Here is a 25,621-nt window from a genome sequence, read left to right as displayed (position 1 = left end):
GTCCGGCGGGAGGCGGCGAAGTAGGTTGCGGGACATGACCGAGTGGGACATCAAGAAGCTCCAGATCCTCCGCACGCTCCGGGACCGGGGGACGGTGACCGCGACGGCGGAGGCGCTGCTGATGACCCCGTCGGCCGTGTCGCAGCAGCTGACCAACCTCTCCAAGCAGCTCGGGGTGCGGCTGCTGGAGGCGCATGGGCGCAGGGTGCGGCTCACGGACGCGGCGCACCTGGTGCTGCGGCACGCCGAGGCGGTCTTCGCGCAACTGGAGCGGGCGGACGCGGAGTTGGCCGGGTACCTCCAGGGAGAGGCCGGGGAGGTGCGGGTGGGGGCGTTCTCCACCGCCGTGCCCGCGCTGGTCGTGCCGGCCGTGCTGCGGCTGCGCGCCGCGCACCCGGGCCTGGAGGTGCGGGTGCGCGAGGCCGAGGCCGCCGAGGCGTACGAGCTGCTGTCGGCCGGGCAGGTGGACCTGGCGCTCTCGCTCGCGGCGCACGCGCCGACCGCCCGGGACCCCAAGTTCAGCCGCGTGCCGCTGCTGGCGGACCCGCTGGACGTCGCCCTTCCGGCAGGGCACGCGCTGGCGGGCGCGCCCGGGCTGCGGCTGGCCGACCTGTCGGGGGAGCGGTGGATCTTCGGGGGGAGCGGTCCCTGGTCGGAGATCACCAGGGCGGCGTGCGAGGCGTCCGGCTTCGTCCCGGAACAGGCGCACTCGGCCGCCGGCTGGACGGCGATCCTGGCGATGGTGGAGGCGGGGATGGGCATCGCCCTGGTGCCGCGCATGGCGGCCGCCGAACGCGCCTCGGGGGTGGTGATGCGGGTGCTGGAGGCGGACCAGCCGCGCCGCCACGTCGTGGCGGCGGTGCGCCGTGGTGCGGAGTCCGCCCCTGCCGTGTCCCGGCTGCTGGCGGCGCTGCGGGAGGTGGCGGCGCTGCGGGAGGTGGCGGCGCGGCGGTAGGCCGCCCCGGACCGGTCAGCGTGGGCGGGCGAGGCCCAGGAGGAGCTGGTCGGCGGCGGCCTTGAGCTCGTCCACCGTCCGCGTGCCGTCCCGGGTCAGGTGGTGCATCAGGCTGGGCGTGAACGGGGCGAGCAGCATGTGGGCCAGCAGGGAGGCGTCGGCCTCCGGCCGGATGCGGGTGACGAGCACGGTGACGTGCGTGTGCATGGTCGCGTACGCCCCGCTGCTGTAGCGGGCGCTCGGCGCTGCCGTCTCGGCGGCGACCATCATGTCCAGCTGGTCGGCGACGCGGTCGGCCAGCGCGTGCAGGAAGGCGCGCAGCCGCTGGAGGGGCGGGGTGTCCGGGCCCAGGGGCGGCGGGCCGGTCATGAACGCCTCCTGGAACTGCTTCTCCCGCTCCTCGAGGAGCGCGAACAGCAACTGGGCGACGTCCCCGAAGCGGCGGTAGACCGTGCCCACGCCGATACCGGTCTCGTGGGCGACCGCGTTCATCGTCAGCGCGTCCGGCCCCTTCTCGGCGATGATCCGGGTGGCCGCCTCCAGGATCCTGCGGCGGTTGTCGGCGGCGTCCGCGCGCTCGGCGCGTCCTGCGCGCTCCGCGCGTTCCGCACCGTCACCGGCGGGGCCGCCCGCGAGCGGGAGATGGCCGCGCGGCGGCTGCGGCTGGTCCATGGTTCCAGCATAACCCCGGTAGCGGATAGCTATCCGATTCATCTCGGGGCCCCTGGCGAGCGGATCGCCCGACCGTCAGACCTTTCAGTTGCACTTAACCGCGAGTGAAGAAACTTCCGCTGGACCTGACCGGTTCCGGCGGAGGAGGGTCGGTGCATGACCTTCGACGCCGGCCTCGCCGGCCACGACCAGGACCCGCACGCCAACGACGCCGCGCCCTACGGCGGCGGTGACCCGTACGCCGACCACCGCACCGGAGACTTCCCGTTCACCGAGCTGGTCGACCTGGCCGACCGCCGCCTCGGCGCCGGAGTCGTCGCGGCCAGCGACGAGTTCTTCGCCGAGCGCGAGAACCTCCTGGTCCGCGAGCGAGCCGTGTTCGACCCCGAGCACTTCGGGCACAAGGGCAAGATCATGGACGGCTGGGAGACCCGCCGCCGACGCGGCACCGACGCCGAGAAGCCCTTCCCGGCGCCCGAGGACCACGACTGGGCGATCGTCCGGCTCGGCGCCCCCGGCGTCATCCGCGGCATCGTGGTCGACACCGCCCACTTCCGCGGCAACTACCCTCAGCGCGTGTCCGTCCAGGCCGCGTCCGTCCCGGGCTCGCCCGGCCCCGTGCAGTTGCTCGCCGGCGACGTGAAGTGGGAGGAGCTCGTCCCGCCCACCCCCGTACGCGGCCATGCCGCCAACGGCTTCGAGATCCGCGCCGAGCGCCGCTTCACCCACCTGCGCCTGTGCCAGCACCCCGACGGCGGCATCGCCCGCCTCCGCGTCCACGGCGAGGTCGTGCCCGACCCCGAGTGGCTGGAGCTGCTCGGCACGGTCGACCTCGTCTCCGTACTCAACGGCGGTGCCTGCGAGGACGCGTCGGACAGGTTCTACTCCTCGCCCACGCAGATCATCCTGCCCGGTACGTCCCGCAAGATGGACGACGGCTGGGAGAACCGCCGCCGCCGGGTGCGTGGCACCAACGACTGGGTGCGTTTCCGGCTCGCCGCGCAGGGCGCCGTCCGGGCCGTCGAGATCGACACCGCGTACCTCAAGGGCAACTCCGCCGGCTGGATCGCCCTCCAGGGCCGCGACGGCGAGGCCGGTGAGTGGTTCGAGATCGTCCCGCGCACCAGGCTCCAGCCCGACACCCTGCACCGGTTCACGCTGCCCGAGCGGGCCGTGGCCACCCACGTCCGGCTCGACGCCTTCCCCGACGGCGGCATCGCCCGGATGCGCCTGCACGGCTCGCTCACCGACGAGGGTGCCGCCGCCCTGCGTGCCCGCTGGGCCGAGCTGAACGGCTGACGGCCCCCGCCCGGCGGGCGGCCGCGCACCGATCGTCCACGCCGGGCGGGTTTCACCACGTCTCACCACGAGGGGCGCCCCACAGGGGAGGGCGCCCCTCGTTCCGCTTTTGTTCCGGTTCTCTTTGGCAACTCGCCCAGAATGTAGCGCTTTCGTGCGTGACTATGCTCAAACCCTGAGTGACTGAGGTCTTTTTTCAGTCGTATTTGGGCAGGGTGGGGCGGCCGACGAACATCCCCACATACCGCAGGACCGGAGAACCGATGGACAGCAACCTCGCCATTCAGCCGACCACTGATGGCCGGGCCTTCGACGAGACACAAGTTCCGCTTTACTACAGCCGTAAGACCGCGGACATCCTGCACAAGTACGGGCCGGGCCCCCGCGTCCACTTCCACGTAGGGCTGTTCGCCCCGGGCGCCACCCCCAACACCACCGTCTCCCAGCGCGTCCTCAAGCGCCGCATAGTCGAGTCCCAGGAGGCGATCGTCGCCCACGCGGCCCGCAGCTGGGGCGCGTACGCCACCCCGCCCGGCAAGCTCCTCGACATCGGCTGCGGCGTCGGCGGCGGCTCGCTCTACTGGGCGCAGGAGCACGGCACCGAGGTCACCGGCATCACCGTCACCGGCGAACACGTCCCGCTCATCAAAGAGTTCGCCCGCCAGGCCGGCGTCGCCGGCCGTGTCACCCCGGTCCTCGGCGACATCCACGACTTCACCATCAAGCGCGCGTACGACGCCGCGTATGCCAATGAGAGCTCCGGCTACATGGACCGCGAGCGGCTGTTCCAGGTGGTGGCCAAGGCCCTGAAGCCGGGCGGCTGGTTCGGGATCCAGGAACACTTCATCCGCCGGCCCGAGTGGACCGACTTCATCGACGGCTACTACAAGACCCGGCTCGGCACCTACTCCGAGTACATCCTCGCCGCAGAGAAGGCCGGCTTCGAGCTCGAACAGGATGAGGACGTCACCGACCGCGTCGCCGAGTTCTGGGTCCAGTCCATGGCCTGGAACACGGCCGAACTCGACCGTGTCGAACGGGCCGCGATGCCGTCCGCCGGGACGGTGGCCTGGTCCCGCGAGCGGCTCCAGGAGTCCACGATCACCCACGGCAAACTGTTCCGCATCTGGCGGGACCACGCCATGGAGACCCGGCTGCTGCTCTTCCGCCTGGGCGGGGGCAGCTGACGATGCCACCCGTGTACGCGAAGGACGCGCCCCCCTCCCGGATCGGCTGGCGCCTGCCGCCGTTCTACTGCCCGTTCGACAAGGGCCTCATCCACCCCAAGGCCGCCGAGCTCGAAGAGCGGGCGATCGCCTGGATCGACGCGTACGGCCTGTACCCGGACGCCACCGAGCGCGCCTGGGGCCTGGCCACCCACAGCGCCGACTTCACCAGCCGGATCATCCCGTACGGCGATACCGAGCCGGTCCTGCTCTTCATCGAGTGGAACTACTGGGCCAACGCCGTCGACGACTGGCAGGACTCCGGGTCCACCGCCACCCGGACCGCCGGCATCGCCGACCACAGCGCCCGCCTGGTCCGCGCCATCGAGGCCCCGGGCTCGGCACTGCTGCCCCCGGGCCCGCTCACCGAGGCCCTGGACGACCTCGTCACCCGGACGAGGGCGATGCTCACGCCCTTCCAGCTCCGCCGGTTCACCGAAGGGACACGCGACTGGCTGTTCGGCGCGGGCTGGCAGACGGCCAACGCCGAGCGCGGTGTCATGCCGTCCCTCAACGAGTTCACCGCGATGCGGATGTCCGTCAACGGGACCCGCTTCACGCTCACCTGGTGCGACGCGGCCAACGGTATTCACGTACCGGCCGACGTCCTGTACTCGGCGCCCGTCCAGGCGCTGACCGATGCCGCCGGGTTCATCGTCTCCTGCGACAACGACCTTTTCTCCTACAACAAGGAGGACCACCAGGAGCCCTGGGAGCAGAACCTGCTCAACGTCGTCGCCCAGCACCACGGCTGCACCCCCCGGGAGGCGCTCGCTCCCGCGGTCGCCCTGCGGGACCGGGCGATGACGCTCTTCGTCCGATTGCGCGAGCGGCTCGCCCGGGACGCGGACGAACCGCTTCGCCGCCATCTCGACTCACTCGCCCACTACGTGGCGGGCTGCATCGCGTGGCAGAACCAGGCGCCGCGCTACGCCAGCCCCCGCAACCGGAACACGTTGCCGACCGAGGGAGCCTCGTACGACATCACCTGGCGGGACACCCCGAGCGACCCGAGCCCCGAACCGCCACCGCTCCCCGCGATCGCCTGGTGGTGGCGGCAACTCGACGGCTGACGCTCCGGGTGCTTCAGCGCCGGCCGAACAGACGGCTCCACCAGGAAGTCCTGGCCGGCGCCCCCTCTTCCACGGTGGCGGTGGGCGGACTCACAGCTTCGGGCAGCGGCTGGGCCTTGCTGCCCCCGTCCACCGGCACGGTCGTCGTGACCGTGGACCCGCGGGGCGTGAACGTCACGGGAAGGGCTACGAGCTGCCGCGACATCAGCGACGACTCCCAGCGCAGCTCGCTCTCCGCGACCGCCAGCTCCACATCGGGGAGCCGGGACAGCAGGACGTCGATCCCCGTGTCCGCGATCGCCCGGCCGATGTCCTGGCCCGGGCACTCGTGCGGACCGCCGCTGAAGGCCAGGTGCGAACGGTTGCCGTGCACCGGGACCGTGAGGTCCGGCCGGATCGCCGGATCGACGTTGGCGGCGGCGAGCCCCAGCAGCAGCATGTCACCGGCCTTGATCTGGCGGCCGCCCAACACGGTGTCCCCGGTGGCCCACCGCCCCAGGATCGTGGTGAGCGGCGGCTCGTCCCACAGCACCTGCTCCAGGGCGTCGGGCAGCGTCATATGGCCGCCGGAGAGGTTCGCGCGGAAGCGGCGGTCGGTGAGCACCAGCCGCAGGGTGTTGGCGATCAGGTTGGCGGTCGTGGAGAACGCCGCGATCAGGACCAGGCGCAGATGCTCGACGATCTCGTCGTCGGAGAGCGACGAGGAGTGCTCCAGCAGCCACGAGGTGAAGTCCCGGCCCGGCGCCTCCCGCTTGCGCACGAGCAGTCGCTGCAGCACCTCCGTGACGTAGGCGTTGCTGGCCACGGCCGTCTCGGTGCCCTTGATCATGTCCCGGGCGGCCTCCACGAGCCGTGGACCGTACGAATCCGGAGCGCCGACGAGCTGCGTCATCACCAGCATCGGCAGCGGCTCGGCGAAGTCCGCGACGAGATCCGCGCGGCCGGTCTCGGCGAAACCGTCGATGAGCTGGTCGGCGAACCGCTTCACATAGCGGCGCACACCCCGCCGGTCGAAGCGCTCCAGCGACTCGGTGACCGCGCTGCGCAGCCGCCTGTGCTCCGGACCGTCCTGGAAGTTGCACACCGGCTGCCACGCGGCGATCGGCGCCAGCGGGTGGTCCGCCGGTACCTTGCCCTCCTGCATGGCGTGCCACAGCCGGGAGTCGCGCGAGAACCGCGACGGCGTGCGCGCCACGTCCAGGTTCTCCCGATGGCCCAGCACCAGCCAGGCCGGCAGGTCACCCTGGACGAGGACGGGGGCGACGCTGCCGTGTTCGGCGCGCAGCTTCTCGTACAGGCCCATCGGGTCGGCCTCGGCCTCAGGGCCGTAGAGCCGGTGCGCGGGGCAGCCCGGCGGTGGGCCGGAGGGGGATGGTGGAGTGGTCACGAGGCCTCCGGGGTCACGGCGAGGGAGTGCAGGTAGCGCATCAGCGTCATCAGGACGTCACGGCTGGAGTCGCGCCGCCGGGCGTCGCACACGACGATCGGCACGGACTCGGGCAGATCGAGGGCGCCCCGCAGCTCCTCCAGGGGATACTCGGGCGCGCCGGGGAAGGAGTTGACGGCGACCACGAACGGAACACCGCGCTCCTCCAGCCTGCCGATCACGTCGAAGCTGACCTCCAGCCGGCGGGTGTCCACCAGGACCACCGCGCCCAGCGCGCCCTCGAACAGCCCCCGCCACAGGAACCAGAAACGTTCCTGGCCGGGCGTGCCGAACAGGTACAGCACCAGCTCCTCGTTGATGCTGATCCGGCCGAAGTCCATGGCCACGGTGGTGGAGCTCTTGCGTTCCACGCCCGCCGTGTCGTCGACGCCGACCCCGGCCTGGGTCATCGTCTCCTCGGTGGTCAGCGGCCGGATCTCGCTCACCGACCCGACCAGGGTGGTCTTGCCCACCCCGAAGCCGCCCACGATCACCACCTTGACCGCGGCGGTGGTCGTCGCGGGCAGGACGTCCGCGCGGGACGGCCCGGCGGGTGGCTCAGAGCTTCTGAAGTCCATCGATCACTGCCTCAATCAGTGCCAGGTCGGGGAGTTGGGCGCGGGCGACGGGCGCCCGGGCCAGCACGTCGCCGGCGGCGAGCAGGTCACCCACCAGGACGGTCACCACGCTCACCGGCAGGGAGAGGTACGCGGAGATCTCGGCCACCGACAGCGGAGCCTGGCACATCCGCATGATCGCCGCGTGCTCCGGCTGCATACCGGGCCCGGGCCCCGACCTGGCCACGATCAGGGTGACCAGGTCGAGAGGGGCGGACTCTAATGAACCGCTGCGGCCACCGGTGATCACGTAGAGCCGCTCGGGGCTGGCGTCCTCCCAGTGGGTGTCGTCACCGCGCCGGTGATCCGGGTCGCTCACGCGGGCTGCCCGTCGCGGCGGGGCGGGCTGCTGAGGTGCTCTCCGATCCGCGCCACCAGGTCACGCATCCGCTGACCCATCAGACCGGCGTCGACGCCCTCGTCGGCCAGGACGGCGAGGTAGGCCCCGGCGCCGGCCGCCATCAGGTAGAAGAAACCGCCGTCCATCTCGATCACGACCAGCCGCATCCGGCCCTCGCTGTGCGGGAGTTCGGCGGCGACCGCGCCCGCGAGGCTCTGCAGGCCGGCGCAGGCGGCGGCCAGCCGGTCGGCGGTGTCGGTCTCGGCGCCGTACTGCGCCATGCGCAGGCCGTCGGCGGAGAGCACGATGACATGACGGGTCTGCGGAACGCTCTCGGCCAGGTCCTTGAGCATCCAGTCCATGTCGGGCCGCTGCTGACTCATGGCTGTTCCCCCTTGCTCGCCGAGGCCGGCGAGGCGTCGCGGTTCTGGTCTGCGCCGGTCTGGCGTTCCCCGGACAGGCCGCTCTGGAAGGCGGCCAGCCACATACCGGGCTGCACCTGGGGCGCGGGCTCCGGTTCGGTCGTGGCGGTCCGGGTGGTCGTGGTGGTGCCCGAGAACTCCGGGGCACCGTCGGAGGCGACGGGCTGCGTTGGTGCCGTCACACGGGTCTTGCGGCGCCGCTGCGGCAGGCCGCTGGGCGTCCGCTCGGTCACGACCGGCGCGTCGGGGTCGGACGGGCCGGTGGCCGGGCGGGACGGCCCGGAGGCGGCGGTGGTGGCGGTGGCCGGGCGGGACGGCCCGGAGGCGGCGGACGCGCCGGAGGTGGCGGAGGGCTGCCCGGCCGCCTCCCGTGCGGCCGGTGCCAGGGCGCCACGGGGCCCGGAGGAGGTGCCGATGCCGTGGGCGATGCCCGTCGCGGCCGAGGCGGTGGTGATCAGGTCCTGCGGTACGACGAGGACGGCGCGGACACCCCCGTACGCCGATGACCGCAGCGAGACCTGGAAGCCGTACGCCTGCGACAGCCGGCCCACCACGGCGAGCCCCAGGCGCGGAGTCTCGCCCAGGTCGTTGAGGTCGATGCCCTGCTGTGCCTGGCGCAGCATGCGCTCGGCCCTGTTCCGGGCCTCCTCGCTCATGCTCACACCGCCGTCCTCGATCTCGATGGCGATGCCCGCGTTCACGTCCACCGCGGTCAGATGGACCTTGGTCTGCGGGGGCGAGTAGCGGGTGGCGTTGTCCAGGAGCTCGGCCAGCGCGTGGATGAGGGGCTCGACGGCGGGGCCGACGACGGCGACCTCGGAGACCGAGTGCAGCTCGACGCGCTGGTAGTCGATGATCCGGGACATCGCGCCGCGCAGCACGCTGTAGAGCGGTACGGCCCTGTTCCACTGGCGGCCCGGCCGCGCCCCGCCGAGCACGGCGATGGAGTCGGCGAGCCGGCCGATGAGCGCGGTGCCGTGGTCGAGCCGCAGCAGGTCACCGAAGACGCTCGGGCTCTGGCCGTGCCGGTCCTCCATCTCCCGCAGTTCCTGGGCCTGTTGGTGCACGATGGCCTGGACGCGGCGGGCGATGTTCACAAAGGCGCGCTGTGCCGAGTCGCGCAGGTCCTCTTCGGCGACCACGGCGTCCAGCACCGAGCGCAGCACCGCCTGGTGGGCGGCTCGGAACTCCGGCGTCAGCCCCGGCCCGTAGGCGTCGGGGGCCGCCGGCGAGGCGAGGACGTCCTCGGGGAACTCGCCCTCGCGCAGCCGCCGCACCACGTCCGGAAGCAGCGTGTCGGCGAGCCGTACCGTCTCCGCCTCCTGCCGTGCGAGGGCGGTCCGCTGCTCGTCCACCGTGACCCGCAGGTGCGCCAGCTCCCGGCCGCGCCGGGCGGCCGCACCGCACGCGAGCGCGACCGCGACGAAGGCGGCGGCCCCGAGCCAGGCGACCGGGGTGCGGGCCGGTGCGGGGACCAGGGCCACGGCGACGGCGGTACCCGCTGCGATCACCATGGCGGGCAGCGCCCACAGGGCGGGAGAGGCGGGCCCTGGACTTCCGGGCGACGATCCCAGTCGAACCATCAAAACCCTCAAACGATCGAAAACGAAAGATCAAATGACAAGGACGCAACGGCCCGAAAGCTTATCGGTCCCGTGCGTGAGCCTTGACAACGGGTCATGATGTGGACGTGGCAGGGGAGTTGCGAACAGAAGACGCCCCGGACCCCACCGGGTCCGGGGCGCCCCAAGGTGCCTGACAGGTGCCTACGCGTCCGCCGCCTGCGCCTTCAGCGCGCGCTCGACGCCCGCCCGCGATTCCGACACCAGCCGCCGCAGCGCCGCGTTCGGCTCGGCGCTCGCGAGCCAGGCGTCCGTCGCGTCCAGGGTCTCCCGCGTCACCTGGAGTGCCGGGTACAGGCCGACCGCGATCTGCTGGGCCATCTCGTGCGAGCGGGACTCCCACACACCCTTGACCGCCGCGAAGTACTTCTCCGCGTACGGGGCCAGCAGCTCGCGCTGGTCGGTCTGGACGAACCCGCCGATCACCGCCTCCTGCACGGCGTTCGGCAGCTTGTCGGACTCCACCACGGACGCCCAGGCCTCGGCCTTGGCCTCCTCCGTCGGCCGGGCCGCCCGCGCCGTCGCCGCGTGCCGCTCGCCCGCCGCGGTCTTGTCCCGCTCGTACTCGGCGGCGATCTCCGCCTCGTCGTACACGCCCGTGGCCGCCAGCCGCTCCACGAACGCCCAGCGCAGCTCGGTGTCGACGACCAGGCCCTCGATCGTCTGCGTGCCCTCCAGCAGCCCCGTCAGCAGGTCCAGCTGCTGCGGCGTACGGGCGGTCGCCGCGAACGCCCGCGCCCACGCCAGCTGGTGGTCGCTGCCCGGCTCGGCGGTGCGCAGGTGCGCCAGCGTCGCCTCGGTCCAGCGCGCCAGCGCCGCCTCGCGCCGCTCGGGCGCCGCGTACAGGTCCAGCGCCAGCTTCACCTGCCGGTGCAGCGACTGCACCACACCGATGTCCGACTCCTTCGCGATGCCGGACAGCACCAGCTCCAGGTACGCGTGCGTGGCCAGCTCCGCGTCCCGGGTCATGTCCCAGGCCGACGCCCAGCACAGCGCGCGCGGCAGCGACTCGGTGAAGTCGCCCAGGTGCTCGGTCACGTTCGCCAGCGACACCTCGTCCAGGCGGACCTTCGCGTACGACAGGTCGTCGTCGTTGAGCAGCACCACGGCCGGGCGCCGCTTGCCCACCAGCTGGGACACCTCGGTCCGCTCGGTCGCCGTGACGTCCAGCTCCACCCGGTCCGTACGGACGAGCTTGCCGCCCTCCAGGTCGTACAGCCCGATCGCGATCCGGTGCGGACGGAGCACCGGCTCGCCCTTGGCGCCGGCCGGCAGCGCCGGGGCCTCCTGCCGGACGGCGAACGAGGTGACGACGCCGTCCCCGTCGACCTCGATCTCCGGGCGCAGGATGTTGATGCCGGCCGTTTCCAGCCATGCCTTCGACCAGGTCCTCAGGTCACGCCCGGAGGTCTCCTCCAGCGCGCCCAGCAGGTCCGACAGGCGCGTGTTGCCGAACGCGTGGCGCTTGAAGTACGCCTGCACGCCCCGGAAGAAGGCGTCCTCGCCGACGTAGGCCACCAGCTGCTTGAGCACCGAGGCGCCCTTGGCGTAGGTGATGCCGTCGAAGTTGACCAGGACGTCGTCCAGGTCGTTGATCTCGGCCATGATCGGGTGCGTGGACGGCAGCTGGTCCTGCCGGTACGCCCAGGTCTTCATCGAGTTGGCGAACGTCGTCCACGAGTGCGGCCAGCGCGAGCCGGGCGCGGCGGCCTGGCAGGCGATCGAGGTGTACGTGGCGAACGACTCGTTCAGCCACAGGTCGTTCCACCACTCCATGGTGACCAGGTCGCCGAACCACATGTGCGCCAGCTCGTGCAGGATGGTCTCGGCACGCACCTCGTACGCCGCGTCCGTCACCTTCGACCGGAACACGTACTGGTCGCGGATGGTCACCGCGCCCGCGTTCTCCATCGCGCCCGCGTTGAACTCCGGCACGAACAGCTGGTCGTACTTGGCGAAGGGGTACGCGTAGTCGAACTTCTCCTGGAACCAGTCGAAGCCCTGCCGCGTGACCTCGAAGATCGCGTCCGCGTCCAGGTACTCGGCGAGCGACGGACGGCAGTAGATGCCCAGCGGCACGACCTGCCCGTCCGGGCCCTCATAGGTGCTGTGCACCGCGTGGTACGGGCCCACGATCAGCGCCGTGACATAGGTCGACATGCGCGGCGTCGGCTCGAAGACCCAGGTGTCGTCCTTGGGCTCCGGCGTCGGGCTGTTCGAGATGACGGTCCAGCCGGACGGCGCCTTCACGGTGAACTGGAAGGTGGCCTTCAGGTCCGGCTGCTCGAAGCTGGCGAACACGCGCCGCGCGTCCGGCACCTCGAACTGGGTGTAGAGGTACGCCTGGTCGTCGACCGGGTCGACGAACTTGTGCAGGCCCTCACCGGTGTTCGTGTACGCGCAGTCCGCGACGACCGTCAGCTCGTTGCGGCCCTGCTTCAGGTGCTTCAGCGTGATCCGCGAGTCCCGGAACACGGCCGCGACGTCCAGCGCGTGACCGTTCAGCACGGCCTTGTGCACGGCCGGGGCGACCAGGTCGATGAAGGTCTCCGCCCCGTCCTCGGCGGAATCGAAGCGCACAGTGGTCACGGACCGGTAGGTGCCGCCCTCCTGCGCGCCACTGAGATCGAGGTCGATCTCGTACGAGTCCACGGTCAGCAGCTCCGCCCGCCGCTGGGCCTCTTCACGGGTCAGGTTCGTGCCAGGCACCCGGTCATCTCCTCGTTGTGTGACGTTTGCGGTCATCCTTCCACGGAGGGCGCCCCGGCGGAGCGGCGTTCCCGCTCCGGCGACACCTCGTGCTCCGACGTCGGAAGGGCGGCCACCCCCTTCAGGGTGGCCGCCCTCCTCGCGTGACTGCCGGCGTCAGGCGCCCTTGAGCTCCTCCGCCACCAGCTCCGCGATCTGCACGGCGTTCAGCGCCGCGCCCTTGCGGAGGTTGTCGTTGGACAGGAACAGCGCGAGGCCGTTCTCGACGGTCTCGTCCACCCGGATACGGCCCACGTAGGAGGCGTCCTTGCCGGCCGCCTGGAGCGGGGTGGGGATCTCGGAGAGCTCCACGCCCTCGGCGTCCTTCAGCAGCTCGTGCGCGCGCTCCACGCTGATCGGGCGCTCGAAGCGGGCGTTGACCTGGAGGGAGTGGCCGGAGAAGACCGGGACGCGCACGCACGTGCCGGAAACCTTCAGCTCGGGGATCTCCAGGATCTTGCGGGACTCGTGGCGGAGCTTCTGCTCCTCGTCCGTCTCGAAGGAGCCGTCGTCGACGATCGAGCCGGCCAGCGGCAGCACGTTGAAGGCGATCGGGCGCTTGTAGACGCCCGGCTCCGGGTACGTCACGGCCTCACCGTCGTGGGTGAGCTCGGCGGCCTTGTCGGCGACGGCCTTGACCTGGCCGTCCAGCTCCGCGACGCCCGCCAGGCCCGAGCCGGAGACGGCCTGGTAGGTGGTGGCGACCAGGGCGGTCAGGCCCGCCTCCTGGTGCAGCGGCTTGAGCACCGGCATGGCGGCCATGGTGGTGCAGTTCGGGTTGGCGATGATCCCCTTGGGGCGGTCCTTGATCGCGTGGGGGTTCACCTCGGAAACGACCAGCGGCACCTCGGGGTCCCGGCGCCAGGCGGAGGAGTTGTCGATCACCACGGCACCCTGCGAGGCGACCTTCTCGGCGAGCGCCCGGGAGGTGGCGCCACCGGCGGAGAAGAGCACGATGTCCAGGCCGGTGTAGTCGGCCGTGGAGGCGTCCTCGACGGTCACCCCGTCCAGGACGGAGCCCGCCGACCGGGCGGAGGCGAACAGCCGCAGCTCGTCGACCGGGAAGTTCCGCTCGGCAAGGATCTTGCGCATGACCGTGCCGACCTGACCGGTGGCTCCGACGATTCCGACCTTCACGGGGACTCCTCCGTACGTGCTTGCGGGCCTGGCGGCCTGGGTGCCGCACCCATGATGCGTATCACCTGGCCCGGCTTGTCCAATTCATTGTCCGGGACGTGAGAAGCAGCACGCGAGGCGACGGAAAGGGCGGGCGCCCGGTCCGGACGCCCGCCCTCACTCACCGTACGTACGGAGCTACGGAGTGACCTTCTCGATCACGACGCTGCCCGTGCCCGCGGCCGTGCCGCGCGCCGTCAGCAGCGACACCTCGCCGAAGAACCGCCGGCCCTCGGGGGCCGCGCCGTTCACCAGTACCTCGGCCGCGACCTGCGCGGACGCGCCGCTCGCCAGGGTGACCGGCTTCGACTCGTCGACCTTGAGCGTGCCGAGCGCGGACGAGAAGTACACGTCCTTGTAGTCGTACGTGGTCGTCCCGGCCGGCACCGCGTACCCGTCCACGACGATCGTGTACGTCCCCGGGGCGGGCTTGGCCACCGAGACCGACTCCTCCGAGTCACCGTCCGCCGACTGGCCGACGACCTTGCCGTCCTTCAGGACGGTCAGGTCCAGGTCGGCGCCCTTGTCGGAGGGGTTGCCGATCACCACGTCCAGGCGCTCCACGCCCTCGCCGACCGTCACCGTGCTGGTCTGCGACTCATGGTTCAGAATCGTCGGCGTGGCGACCTTCGCCGAACCGAGCGATCCGCCCTTCAGCTTGCCGTTGATCGCCGCGAAGGTGTTGGTGACCTTCCAGTCGACCGCGGTCGGCGTGCCGGCCTTGGCCTCCGGGACCGTCTGCACGGCCGGGTCGAAGGCGGCGCCCAGCACGGACACATCCAGCTGGTACGGGTTGTCCAGGTCCGGCGACGTACGGCGCGCCTCGACCTCGATCTCCCACACGCCCGGCGTGGGGTCGGCGTACGAGCGCGCGTCGGGGCGGCACGTGTTGGCCGGGTTGTAGTGCGGGTAGCACACGTTGGACGCGGTGCTCTCGGAGGGCACACCGTACGGGTGGATGGAGATGAACCGGGTCTGGCTCTTCTCCTTCAGCCCGCCGATCGCGACCTCCAGCGCCTTGGCGCCCTCGGGCACGGTGACGAAGTAGGACGTGTGACTGTTGCGCTGGACGCTGCCGCTCGCCGAGAAGGTGTACGGCGCCTTCGCCAGGTCCTGCGAGACGACCACGGTGGCGAGGATCTGCTTGTCGACGCCCTCGGTGTCCTCGTCGTCCGCCTCCACGATCGCGCTGTGCACGCCCGCGGAGCCCGGCTTGGCCTGCACCTTGACGGTGACCGGCTTGTTCAGCGGCAGGTCCACCTCGTCGTCGCCGAGGATGCGGAAGGTGCCGTCGTTGTACTTCAGGTCCAGCTCGTGCTCGATCGGCCGGTCCGGGCCGGTCGTGCGCGTGATGGTGACGTCGTACACCTTCTTCTGGCCGACCTTCAGGCCGCCCTCACGGTCGTAGATACCGGTTCCCGGCTTCGTCAGGTGCTGGTCCAGCGCGGTGTCGACCGGAGCGGCGACCTTGTAGTCGTGCGCGGTCGCGCCGTCCTCGATCGACTCCCAGGCGTCCACGACGTCGATGAGGCCGGAGCCCTGCTCGTGCGCGGCGACACCGGGGATGCGGTTGGCGGTGCTGGTCAGCGCGGTGCGCAGGGTCAGCGGCGACAGCTCGATCTTCTTCTGCTTGGCGGCCGAGATCAGCAGCGCGCTCGCGCCCGCCGCCTGCGGCGAGGACATCGAGGTGCCGTTGAGCATCCCGTACCCGGCGGGCAGCTTGTAGCTGGTCTCGGGCACCCCTGCGCCCGCCATCCACAGCGGGATGGTGTTGACCGCCGAGCCGGGCGCGGAGATCGTCGGGGTGAAGCCGCCGTCCTCACGCGGGCCGCGCGAGGAGAAGGGGAACATGGCGTACTTCTTCTCGACGAGCGAGGCGTAATTGGCCGCCCAGGTCTCCCTGGAGATGGCCGCGCCGACCGAGACGACCTTGTCGGCCAGGCCGGGGTCACCGATGGTGTTGATGCCGGGCCCGGAGTTGCCGGCCGAGATCACCAGCTGGACGCCGTAGGTGTCGATGAGCCGGCCGTACAGCTCGGCGCGGGCGTTGTCACCGGAGTTGAGCGCCGGCAGACCGCCGATGGACATGTTGACGATGTCCACACCGCGGTTGATCACGAGGTCGGCCATGCCCTCGGTCAGGGCGGTGTTGGTGCAGCCGCCGGACCAGGTGCAGGCGCGCGAGGACACGAGCTTGGCGCCGGGCGCGGCACCGTTCATCTTCCCGCCGAACAGCCCCTTGGCGGCGGTGATGCCGGCCACGTGCGAGCCGTGGTCGGAGTTGACGATGCCGATGTTGACGTAGTCGGCCTTGTCGCCGTTCGCGTTGTGGACGACGTCCTTGCGGACCTCGACCACGAACGGGATGCGCTCGACGACCTCGGTGGCCGGGTTGTCCGTACCGAAGTGGCCGATCTGGAAGCCGTCCTTGTACGGCTTCATCGCCACGTCGTCGGTGAAGTCGGCGTTGTCGTTCAGGTCGACCCGGACGGTTCCGGCGGCCGCGTCGTACAGCACGCCCCACGCGTCGGTGGTGTCACCGTCCCGGTTGAGGTCGCCGGCCATGTCGCCGCCGCGCGTGACGGCCTCCGCGAAGCGGCTGTAGGCGTGCTTGCCGGCCGGGGCGGTGAAGGTGCGCCCGTCGGCGGTGAACGTGGGCCCCTCCACGGCCACGTTCATCCGCCGCCAGGTGCCGTCGCCGTCCGAGACCGGGTGCGTGGCGGTGACCCAGTCGGTGATCTTGCGCTCACCGGTGGTGGTCTTCTGCAGCGCCGGGTGGTCCAGGTCGACACCGGAGTCCAGGATGCCGATGGTCACCCCACGGCCGTCGGCCTTGCGGTACTTCTTCACGAAGTCGACCGCGCCCGTCTCGAAGGACGGGTTGTACGGGTTCTTCGCCGGGGTCCTGGCGTCCGGGCCGGGGTAGGTGGCCGTCGTCCCGGTGGCGGCGTCGGCGCCCCGCGCGGCGGACTGGCCCGCGTCGGGCGACGGGTCGTCCAGCTTGATCTCGTACTGGAGGTCGATGCCCTTGACGGAGGCCAGCTTCGCGGCCGAGGCGAGCGCGGACTCGGCCTTCGCGGTGGGCAGGGTGGCGCGGACGTAGCCGAGCTTGTCGTACGTCGTGCCGACGGTCGCGCCCTGGACGCCGTCGAGCTGTGCGGCGACCTGCTCGGTCTGGCCGGGGGCGGTGGCCACCATGACGGTGAGGGTCTTCTTGCCCGTGGCCTGTGCCTCGGCGAGCCGCTCGGTGTCGGCCGAGCCGAGCTTGTCCGCGGTGGCGGACGAGGGGGCCGGCTTGGGCGGCGCGGGGTCCGCCGGGTCGGCGGCGAAGACCGGGGCGGTGCCGGCCGCGACGAGCGCGGCCACCAGGCCTGCGGCGGCGGCCACGCGAGCCGTCCGTCTGCGCCCGGGGGTCGGGCTCCCTGATATGGGGCCCTGGGGTTCGAGGGTGGTCATCAGCATCCCTGTCGGTGAAAGAGACAGTCCGGAATTCGGTGCCGGATGACCGCTCACCCTGTCGTAAGTGACGGGGTTTTGTGGAGGGTTGTCGGAGGCCGGGATACGGTCATGGCGTACATCCGCCACCGCGGGCTGTACGCCATCGGGAACGAACCTGGCGAAAAGTCCCCATATATACCTGGGCGTTCAGCCTTTTTCTCACCGGCGAACCCGGCCGTGCCCCACTAATCTCGGCGCATGAGGGAGAGGTTGAGAGTGGCGGCCTACGCCGTGTGCGTACGGGACGAGCGGATACTGCTGGCCCGGGGGACCGCCGACGACGGCACCAAGGAATGGACCCTGCCAGGCGGCGGCATGGACCACGGAGAAGACCCCCTCGACACCGTCGTACGGGAAGTCGAGGAAGAGACCGGCTACCGCGCCGAGATGACCGCTCTCCTCGGTGTCGACTCGAAACGGAGCCGCTACACCGGCCGCCTCGGCGGTGTCACCGACTTCCACCGGCTGCGCATCCTCTACGAGGGCCGGATCACCGGCGGTGACCTGCGCCCCGAGGTGGGCGGCTCCACCGACCTGGCCGCCTGGCACCCGCTGGAGGACGTCCCCTCCCTCGTACGCGTCGGAGTGGTCGACGTCGGACTGCGGCTCTGGCGCGAACGGCCCGATGCCGGACGCCTCACGCACAACGGCTGAAACACGCTCAACGCGACCGGTCGAGGCAACTGTGCCGCGCCCCGCCGGAGTCCTGCTCCGTGACCACAGACGCGCAGAGGGGAACCCCGACATGTCAGTACGCAGGTCGCTGCCCGCCGTGGTGGTGGCAGCAGCACTCGCCGCCACCGCCTTCACCGCACCCGCCACGGCCGCCGAACGGACGGAACGCACCGGGCGCACGGGCGGTGACCACCGGCAGACCCAGGCGGCCCTCGACGCCCTCGTCCGGGCCGGCGTGCCCGGCGCGCTCGCCCAGGCGCAGGACCGGCACGGCACCTGGAACGGCACCGCCGGCGTCGCCGACCGCACCACCGGACGCCCGCGGCTGCCGCAGGACCGCTACCGCGTCGGTTCCGTCACCAAGCCGTTCGTCGCGACCGTCCTGCTCCAACTCCAGGCCGAGGGCCGCCTCGACCTCGACGACACGGTGGAGCGGTGGCTGCCGGGCGTCGTGCGCGGCAATGGCCACGACGGCCGGAGGATCACCCTGCGCCAGGTGCTGAACCACACCAGCGGGATCTACGACATCACCTCGGACCCCGGCTTCCAGAAGAAGGTCTTCGGCCCCGACTTCCTCCAGCACCGCTACGACACCTGGACCCCGCGCCAGATGGTGGCCATCGCGATGACGCACCGGCCCGACTTCGCCCCGGGTGCCGACTGGAACTACTCCAACACCAACTACCTCCTCGCCGGAATGGTGATCGAGAAGGTCACCGGCCGGCCGTACGGGAAGGAGGTCGAACGCCGCATCCTGAAGCCCCTGAAGCTGCGCGCCACCAGCGTCCCGGGCACGGACGCCAGGATGCCGCAGCCGAGCGGCCGGGCGTACTCACGGCTCTTCGCCGGGCCGGACGCCGAGATCCACGACGTCACCGAGATGAACCCCTCCGTCGCCGGTTCGGCCGGCGAGATGATCTCCAACTCGGCGGACCTCCAGCGCTTCGTCCGGGCGCTCATGACGGGCGGGCTGCTGCCGCCCCGGGAGATGAGGGAGATGACCACGACGGTCCCGATAGGACAGGACGAGCCCGGCACCCGCTACGGCCTGGGCCTGATGGTGCAGAAACTGAGCTGCGGCAAGGAGGTCTGGGGGCACAACGGCGGTATCCACGGCTCCGGAACGGGCATGGTGTCCACCCGGGACGGGAGCCACACGCTGGCGTCCAACGTCAACGGCGACTGGGCGGGGGACACACAGGCGATCGTCGAGGCGGAGTTCTGCCGCTGACCCGCCGAGCGGCCGGCCCGCCGAGCGACTGACCCGCTGAGCGGCCGGCCTACCGGGGCAGGACGACCACATAGGCGGCCGGGGCGCGGTCCCCGGCCGCCATCAGCGCCGTACGCACCACGACCGCCTGCTGCTCCGATGCGTCCCTCAGCTTCCGGGGCGTGATGTGGACGACGGTGATACCGAGCCGCTCCATGTGCTCGCGCTTGCGGGTGTACTCCGTCCACAGTGTGCCGTCGTCCTGGCGCGGCGAACGGGTGTCGAGCTCGACCGCGACGGCGTGGTCCGGCCAGTACGCGTCCACACCACCCAGGTGCGGGCCGCCCGGCAGCCGGAGATCGACGTTCCACAGGGGCTCCGGCAGGGCGTGCGTCCGCACCATCTCGTACAGCCGGTCCTCGGCCAGCGCCCGCCCCTCGGCGAGCAGCGAGTCGACGGCGTCCACGACGTGCGGCCTCGCCAGCAGCCGCGACCGGTTCAACTCGCGTACCACCGCCCCCGGTTCGCAGTGACCGCCACGCACGGCCTCGGTCAGCAGCCGGCGTACGGTGTGGGCGTCACCGATGTGCGCCACGGCGTCCGCCAGCGCGCGGGCCACCGGGGCGACGGGTACACCGGTGACCTCCACCGGCTTCGGCAGCTCCTGCGCACGCACCACCCGTACGCACCCGGTGGACCGCAGCCGCCGGGTGCGCGGGACCAGCACGTCGATACGGTCCAGCGACAGCAGCGGCGGGGCCGCCGCGAACCGGTACAGCGCGAGCGCGGCGAGGCCGGTGACCATCGCCCCGGTCGGCTGCGGATGCCGGTCGGCGTACAGCAGGGCGGCGTGCAGCCGCTCCTCGCTGGTGGGCGGACCGGGGTGCAGCAGGTACACCCCCGGCAGGAACTGCTGCCAGGGCCCACCGGCCCGGCACTGCGCGCCGACCTCGGCGGCGGACACGCCCTGTGCCCGCAACTGCGCGGCGGACAGCACGCGCCGCCGGTCGGCGGCCAGGTGGGACAGGGGGCGGGGGGAGAGCGGGGTGTTCGTCATGCCCGGGGGTTTCCCGCCAACTGCCCACCCGCTAACCGCTGTTACACGTCCGTCGACAATCCGGGACAACGCCGTCCTAAAGTACGGGCGTTCGACTGCCGATCAGGGGCCCCGATCACGCTTCCGACCTGGGCGTCGACCCACCACTCGGACCGGTGTCCGTCCAGGGAACAGGTGCCCGGGCCCACGCCCCGGCCCCGGCGCCTGCGGGGAGCCGGTCGGCCCGCCCCGCCCCGCGCCGGGGCGCCGGCCTCAGCCCGCCGACGCGTCGCAGGCCTGGGCGCGGAGGGCGCGGGCCAGGTCGTCTCTGGCCTCCAGGACCAGGCGGCGCAGCGCCGGGGCGGCCGACTCGTGCGCGGCGAGCCACGCGTCGGTGGCCTCCAGGGTCGACGGGTCGTCCTGGAGCGACGGGAACAGGCCCCGCACCACGTCCATGCCGATCTGGATGGACCGCTCGGTCCACACCCGCTCGATCGCGGCGAAGTACTTCGGCGCGTACGGAGCGATCAGCGCCCGCTGCGACGGCTGACCGAAGCCCGCGATCGTGGCCTCCACCAGCGCGTTCGACAGGACGTCCGACTCCACGACCTGCGCCCACGCCTGCGCCTTGACCGCCTCCGAGGGGCGGGCCGCCAGGCAGCGCACCTGGTGGCGCTTGCCGGACGCCGTGTCGTCGCGCGCCAGCTCCGCCCCGATCGCGGCCTCGTCCGCGCGGCCGTGCGCGACCAGCGCCTCCAGGAACGACCAGCGCAGCTCCTGGTCCACCTCCAAGCCGTTGATCTTCGCCGTGCCCGCCAGCAGCGCCTCCAGGAGCTGGAAGTCGGCGTCCCCCGTGGCCGTCGCCGCGAAGAACCGCGCCCAGGTCAGCTGCTGCTCACTGCCGGGCTCCGCCGCCCGCAGCCGGGCGAGGGCGCCCTCGGCCAGCAGCCGGCCGCCCTCCTCGCGCCACTGTGGCGCCGCGTAGTGGACCAGCGCGGAGCGCGCCCACGCGTGCAGCATCTGCAGCACACCGATCTCGGACTCCCGCCCCGCGAAGGCCAGTACCAGGGACACGAAGTCCCGTGCCGGCATCAGCGCGTCCCGCGTCAGGTTCCACAGCGCGGACCAGCACAGCGCCCGCGCGAGCGGATCCTTCAGGTCGCCCAGGTGGGCCCGCAGCGTGGCGAGCGAGGTCTCGTCGAAGCGGACCTTGCAGTAGGTGAGGTCCTCGTCGTTGACAAGAATGAGCTCTGCCCGTTCCGCCCCCGCCAGCTCCGCCACCACGGTCCGCTCACCGGTGACGTCCGCCTCCGCACGGGCGTACCGCACCAGCTCGCCCTCCGGCGAGCGCCGGTACAGGCCCACCGCCACCCGGTGCGGCCGCAGCTCACCGCCCTCCTGGAGCACGGCGAGCTCCGAGATCCTGCCGTCCGCGTCGTAGGAGACGACCGGCGCCAGGACGTTGACGCCCGACGTCTCCAGCCAGGACCGGGACCAGGCCTTCATGTCGCGGCCGGACGTCTCCTCCAGCACCGACAGCAGGTCGTCCAGCCGCGTGTTCCCGTACGCGTGCCGCTGGAAGTACCGGCGGGCGCCCTCCATGAACGCGTCCCGGCCCGCGTACGCCACCAGCTGCTTGAGCACCGCCGCGCCCTTGGCGTACGTGATCCCGTCGAAGTTCAGCTTGGCGTCCTCCAGGTCACGGATGTCGGCCGTGATCGGATGCGTCGACGGCAGCTGGTCCGCCCGGTATGCCCACGCCTTGCGGTTGTTGGCGAAGGTCACCCAGCTGTTGGTGAAGCGGGTGGCCTCGGCCAGCGAGAAGGAACCCATGAAGTCCGCGAAGGACTCCTTCAGCCACAGGTCGTCCCACCACTTCATGGTGACCAGGTCACCGAACCACATGTGCGCCATCTCGTGCAGGACGACGTTCGCCCGGCGCTCGTACGCCGCCTGCGTCACCTTGCCCCGGTAGATGTACTCCTCGCGGAAGGTCACCATGCCCGGGTTCTCCATGGCGCCGAGGTTGTACTCGGGCACGAAAGCCTGGTCGTACTTCCCGAAGGGGTACGGGTAGGCGAAGTTGTCGTGGAAGAAGTCGAAGCCCTGCTTGGTGACCAGGAAGACGTCGTCCGCGTCGAAATGCTTCGCCAGGCTCCTGCGGCACATCGCGCCCAGCGGGATCTCCAGCTCCCCGCGCCGGTAGGTGTCCGTCACATGGTGGTACGGACCGGCCACGACACAGGTGATGTACGTCGAGATGGGCGCGGTCTCGGCGAACCGCCACACCCCTCCCTCGCGCGACTCCTCCGCGCCGTTGCTCCACACCGTCCAGCCCTCGGGGGCCGTCACCTCGAAGCGGTAGGGCGCCTTCAGGTCGGGCTGCTCGAAGTTGGCGAACACGCGCCGCGCGTCGGCCGGCTCGTACTGCGTGTAGAGGTAGACCTCGCCGTCCTCCGGGTCGACGAACCGGTGGAGCCCCTCGCCGGTCCTGCTGTACGCGCACTGCGCGTCCACCACCAGCACGTTCTCGTCCGCCAGGCCGTCCAGCGCGATCCGGGACCCGTCGAAGACGGCCGCCGGGTCCAGTTCCCGCCCGTTGAGCGTCACCGCGTTCACCGACGGGGCGATCAGGTCCACGAACGTGGCCGTACCCGGCGCGACACGGCGGAACCGGATGGTCGTCACCGAACGGAACGTACGCCGCTCCGACTCGCTCTCCCCGACGGCCGACCGCAGGTCGAGCGCGACCTCGTACCCGTCGACGGACAGCAGCTCCGCCCGCTCACGGGCCTCGTCGCGGGACAGATTCTCACCGGGCACGGGCGGCACTCCTTTGTGGCTCGTTGGTACAGGAGTGATCCTCCCATGCGCCACTGACGCGCGGCAGCACGCGGGAATGCCCCCGGCGCCCCTCGCGTTGTGACCGGGGATGAGCACGGCGCTACCACCAGTGCAGATCACGAGTGCAGACCATGAGGAGTGACATGTCCGAGAGCAGGACCACCGCCGACTTCTGGTTCGACCCTCTGTGTCCCTGGGCGTGGATGACCTCCCGCTGGATGCTGGAGGTCGAGAAGGTCCGCCCGGTCGACGTGCGCTGGCACGTCATGAGCCTCGCCGTCCTCAACGAGGACAAGCTCGACCAGGTCCCGCCGGAGTACCGCGAGATGCTGGAGACCCAGGCGTGGGGCCCGGTCCGGGTCGTCGTCGCCGCCCAGCAGCTGCACGGCGACGAGGTGGTCGGCAAGCTCTACACCGCGCTCGGCACCCGTTTCCACAACAAGGGGGAGGGTCCGACCCGTACCGCGGTCCGCGAGGCGCTGGAGGACGTCGGCCTGCCCGTGTCCCTCGCCGAGTACGCCGACAAGGACACCTACGACACCGAGCTGCGCGCCTCGCACCACGAGGGCATCAGCAAGGTCGGCCAGGAGGTCGGCACCCCGGTCATCGCGGTACCCGGCCCGGACGGCGAGCAGATCGCCTTCTTCGGCCCGGTCGTCACCCCCGCCCCCCAGGGCGAGGAGGCGGCCAAGCTGTGGGACGGCACGCTGATGGTGGCGTCGATCCCCGGCTTCTACGAGATCAAGCGGACCCGCACCCAGGGTCCGGACTTCAGCAACCTGTAGCGACCCCCCGCGCGCAGAAGGCCCCCCGCGAGTCCCGTCCTCGCAGGGGGCCTTCCTTCATCCGCCTGCCCGGTGAAGGTTGAGAAGACGATCACGAGCAGGACGTTTCACGGCACCGTCGTCAGGGCGCGATCAGCGGCGTCCGCTCCTTGGCCCGGGCGTAACGCTTCGCCACGTCCTGCCAGTTGACGACCTGCCACATCGCCTCGATGAAGTCCACCTTCTGGTTCTTGTACTGGAGGTAGAAGGCGTGCTCCCAGGCGTCGAAGACCAGGATCGGCACCGAGCCCTGACCGACGTTGCCCTGGTGGTCGTAGACCTGCTCGACGATGAGGCGGCCGCTGACCGGCTCGTACGCCAGGACGCCCCAACCCGAGCCCTGGGTGGTCGCGGCGGCCTTGGACAGCTGCGTCCGGAACTTGGCGAAGGAGCCGAACGACGCGGCGATCGCGTCGGCGAGCTCACCCACGCCGTCCGCCGCCAGCGGCTCGCCACCGCCGCCGTTCTTCTTGCCGGTCATGTTGTGCCAGTAGATGGAGTGCAGGATGTGGCCGGAGAGGTGGAACGCGAGGTTCTTCTCCAGGCCGTTGATGGAGCCCCACTGCTCCTTGTCACGGGCCTCTTCCAGCTGTTCCAGGGTGTCGTTCGCGCCTTTGACGTAGGCGGCGTGGTGCTTGTCGTGGTGCAGCTCGATGATCTGCGGGTTGATGACCGGCTCGAGCTCCGCGTAGTCGTACGGAAGTTCAGGAAGTGTGTAGATCGCCATGTCCGAGCCCTCCGACTGCTGCTGCTTATTGCGAACTATATGCAAGTGCAGGCTAACAGCAGCAAGCTCGGAAGTTGATCAGCCCTTCGTCCTAGGCCGCGAGTCCCTGGCGATCACCGCCAGGTCCGGGAAGTCGGTCACCACGGCGTCCACCCCGAGCGCGAAGTGCTGGGCGTACTCGGCGAAGGCGTCCCCGAAGGCGTCCGGGTCGGTGCCGCGCCGCAGCTCGGCCGGCAGGTACCGGTTCTCGGCGCGGAAGGTGTACGCGCCGACCTTCAGCCCCGCCGCGTGCGCGTCCTGGAGCAGGGTCGAGGGCGGCACCAGGGACGACTTGTCGGGGCCGATCCACTGTGCGTACGCGGCGATCGTGCGCAGTCCCGACGGGGTCATCATGTCCCGGTACGTCATGGGATGGCCGTACGGGCCGCCGACGGTGCCGAGGGCCTGCCAGAGCGGGACGCGCAGCCGCTCCTCGGCGAGCCGCAGCAGGCTGGACGGCTCGAAGGACTGGATCACGCACTCGTGCGGCCCCAGCCGGCGCTCGCGCACCGCGTCGGCGAGGAGCGGCTCCAGGGGAAGACCGAGGGAGCGGAAGTACGTCGGGTGCTTGGTCTCCGGGAAGACCGTGACGGTCCGGCCGTGGCGGCGGGACAGCCGGCGCGCCAGGTCGACGACCTCCTGGAAGGTCAGCACCTGCTGGCGCCCGTCGAAGACGGTGTTCCTGTTCCGTACGAGCGGCAGGCGCTCGACCGCCCGCAGGGTCTTCAGCTCGGCGAGCGTGAAGTCCTCGGTGAACCAGCCGGTGACGGTCCGCCCGTCGACGGTCCTGGTGGTGCGGCGCCCGGCGAACTCGGGGCGCCGGGCGACGTCCGTGGTGCCCGAGATCTCGTTCTCGTGGCGCACCACGAGGTGGTGGTCGCGGGTGGGCACGAGGTCCGGCTCGATCCAGTCGGCGCCGGTCTCGACGGCGAACGTGTACGAGGCGGCCGTGTGTTCGGGGCGCCATCCGGCCGCGCCCCGGTGGCCGATCACGAGTGGTCCGGGGGCGGCGGCCGTGGCGTGGGCCGGAGCGGTGGACAGGGAGGTGGCGGCGGCGGTGGCGCCCGCCGCGAGGAGTACCGAGCGACGTCTCATGGGCCCGGACGGTAGGCCCGCGCCGGGGGCCCGCCCAGGTCACTTCACGCCCTGTGCGGGCGGTTTTCACCTCCCGTACCGCACGGGACCGCGCAAA

The 25,621-nt window shown here is 71.3% G+C and carries 20 protein-coding genes; 7 read left to right on the top strand and 13 right to left on the bottom strand.

What is annotated here, in order from left to right; translation table 11 throughout:
- Positions 1–34 precede the first annotated feature (34 nt).
- A complete protein-coding gene (locus ABT360_RS00275) occupies positions 35–955 on the top strand; it encodes a LysR family transcriptional regulator (RefSeq protein WP_351808362.1) in 921 nt (306 codons plus the stop codon).
- A gap of 15 nt (positions 956–970) precedes the next feature.
- Here ABT360_RS00275 and ABT360_RS00270 read toward each other — a convergent pair whose 3' ends face one another.
- Entirely contained in the window at positions 971–1,627 is a 657-nt protein-coding gene (locus tag ABT360_RS00270; protein ID WP_351808360.1) for a TetR/AcrR family transcriptional regulator, read from the bottom strand.
- A 156-nt stretch (positions 1,628–1,783) separates the two neighbouring features.
- On the opposite strand from ABT360_RS00270, the gene alc reads away from it, so the two are divergent.
- From alc to ABT360_RS00255, 3 genes are all read left to right on the top strand, one after another.
- Entirely contained in the window at positions 1,784–2,926 is a 1,143-nt protein-coding gene (alc, locus tag ABT360_RS00265; RefSeq protein WP_351808358.1) for an allantoicase, read from the top strand.
- A gap of 263 nt (positions 2,927–3,189) precedes the next feature.
- Entirely contained in the window at positions 3,190–4,113 is a 924-nt protein-coding gene (locus ABT360_RS00260; protein WP_351808356.1) for an SAM-dependent methyltransferase, read from the top strand.
- A 2-nt stretch (positions 4,114–4,115) separates the two neighbouring features.
- Positions 4,116–5,225: a terpene synthase family protein gene (locus ABT360_RS00255; RefSeq protein WP_351808354.1), complete on the top strand. Its 1,110-nt coding sequence runs from the start codon at positions 4,116–4,118 to the stop codon at positions 5,223–5,225.
- Between the two features lie 13 nt (positions 5,226–5,238).
- Here ABT360_RS00255 and ABT360_RS00250 read toward each other — a convergent pair whose 3' ends face one another.
- From ABT360_RS00250 to ABT360_RS00215, 8 genes are all read right to left on the bottom strand, one after another.
- Positions 5,239–6,612: a cytochrome P450 gene (locus ABT360_RS00250; protein WP_351808352.1), complete on the bottom strand. Its 1,374-nt coding sequence runs from the start codon at positions 6,610–6,612 to the stop codon at positions 5,239–5,241.
- Positions 6,609–7,229, bottom strand: a complete 621-nt coding sequence (locus ABT360_RS00245; RefSeq protein ID WP_351808350.1) for a GTP-binding protein — start codon at positions 7,227–7,229, stop codon at positions 6,609–6,611. Before ABT360_RS00245 ends, ABT360_RS00250 begins: the two co-directional genes overlap by 4 nt.
- A complete protein-coding gene (locus ABT360_RS00240) occupies positions 7,210–7,587 on the bottom strand; it encodes a DUF742 domain-containing protein (RefSeq protein WP_351808348.1) in 378 nt (125 codons plus the stop codon). Before ABT360_RS00240 ends, ABT360_RS00245 begins: the two co-directional genes overlap by 20 nt.
- Positions 7,584–7,991: a roadblock/LC7 domain-containing protein gene (locus ABT360_RS00235; RefSeq protein ID WP_073751149.1), complete on the bottom strand. Its 408-nt coding sequence runs from the start codon at positions 7,989–7,991 to the stop codon at positions 7,584–7,586. Before ABT360_RS00235 ends, ABT360_RS00240 begins: the two co-directional genes overlap by 4 nt.
- Complete coding sequence (locus tag ABT360_RS00230; RefSeq protein WP_351808346.1) at positions 7,988–9,613, bottom strand: sensor histidine kinase; 1,626 nt, start codon at positions 9,611–9,613, stop codon at positions 7,988–7,990. The genes ABT360_RS00235 and ABT360_RS00230 overlap by 4 nt, the downstream gene beginning before the upstream one ends.
- A 183-nt stretch (positions 9,614–9,796) precedes the next feature.
- Positions 9,797–12,361, bottom strand: a complete 2,565-nt coding sequence (gene pepN, locus ABT360_RS00225) for an aminopeptidase N (protein WP_351808344.1) — start codon at positions 12,359–12,361, stop codon at positions 9,797–9,799.
- Between the two features lie 156 nt (positions 12,362–12,517).
- Positions 12,518–13,537: an aspartate-semialdehyde dehydrogenase gene (locus tag ABT360_RS00220; protein WP_351808342.1), complete on the bottom strand. Its 1,020-nt coding sequence runs from the start codon at positions 13,535–13,537 to the stop codon at positions 12,518–12,520.
- Between the two features lie 177 nt (positions 13,538–13,714).
- On the bottom strand, positions 13,715–17,032 hold the full coding sequence (locus ABT360_RS00215) for a S8 family serine peptidase (RefSeq protein WP_351808340.1): 3,318 nt from the start codon (positions 17,030–17,032) through the stop codon (positions 13,715–13,717).
- A 240-nt stretch (positions 17,033–17,272) separates the two neighbouring features.
- Between ABT360_RS00215 and ABT360_RS00210 the strand changes: the two genes are divergently transcribed.
- Both ABT360_RS00210 and ABT360_RS00205 read left to right on the top strand, forming a co-directional pair.
- Positions 17,273–17,728: an NUDIX hydrolase gene (locus tag ABT360_RS00210; RefSeq protein WP_351808338.1), complete on the top strand. Its 456-nt coding sequence runs from the start codon at positions 17,273–17,275 to the stop codon at positions 17,726–17,728.
- A 91-nt stretch (positions 17,729–17,819) separates the two neighbouring features.
- A complete protein-coding gene (locus tag ABT360_RS00205; protein ID WP_351808336.1) occupies positions 17,820–18,980 on the top strand; it encodes a serine hydrolase domain-containing protein in 1,161 nt (386 codons plus the stop codon).
- Positions 18,981–19,029: 49 nt separating this feature from the next.
- Here ABT360_RS00205 and ABT360_RS00200 read toward each other — a convergent pair whose 3' ends face one another.
- Together ABT360_RS00200 and pepN (ABT360_RS00195) are read right to left on the bottom strand one after the other, a co-directional pair.
- On the bottom strand, positions 19,030–20,016 hold the full coding sequence (locus ABT360_RS00200) for a hypothetical protein (RefSeq protein WP_351808334.1): 987 nt from the start codon (positions 20,014–20,016) through the stop codon (positions 19,030–19,032).
- Between the two features lie 252 nt (positions 20,017–20,268).
- Positions 20,269–22,818, bottom strand: a complete 2,550-nt coding sequence (pepN, locus tag ABT360_RS00195; RefSeq protein ID WP_351808332.1) for an aminopeptidase N — start codon at positions 22,816–22,818, stop codon at positions 20,269–20,271.
- Between the two features lie 164 nt (positions 22,819–22,982).
- On the opposite strand from pepN (ABT360_RS00195), the gene ABT360_RS00190 reads away from it, so the two are divergent.
- Positions 22,983–23,624, top strand: a complete 642-nt coding sequence (locus ABT360_RS00190) for a mycothiol-dependent nitroreductase Rv2466c family protein (protein WP_351808330.1) — start codon at positions 22,983–22,985, stop codon at positions 23,622–23,624.
- A 121-nt stretch (positions 23,625–23,745) separates the two neighbouring features.
- Here ABT360_RS00190 and ABT360_RS00185 read toward each other — a convergent pair whose 3' ends face one another.
- Positions 23,746–24,390, bottom strand: coding sequence for a superoxide dismutase (locus ABT360_RS00185; protein WP_351808328.1), 645 nt, complete (start codon positions 24,388–24,390; stop codon positions 23,746–23,748).
- Positions 24,391–24,468: 78 nt separating this feature from the next.
- Positions 24,469–25,524, bottom strand: a complete 1,056-nt coding sequence (locus tag ABT360_RS00180; protein WP_351808326.1) for a glycerophosphodiester phosphodiesterase family protein — start codon at positions 25,522–25,524, stop codon at positions 24,469–24,471.
- Between the last annotated feature and the right edge of the window lie 97 nt (positions 25,525–25,621).

The organism is Streptomyces sp. NPDC000229, from assembly GCF_040300825.1.
Classification (GTDB): Bacteria; Actinomycetota; Actinomycetes; order Streptomycetales; family Streptomycetaceae; genus Streptomyces.
This window is presented reverse-complemented; position numbering and strand designations above follow the sequence as displayed.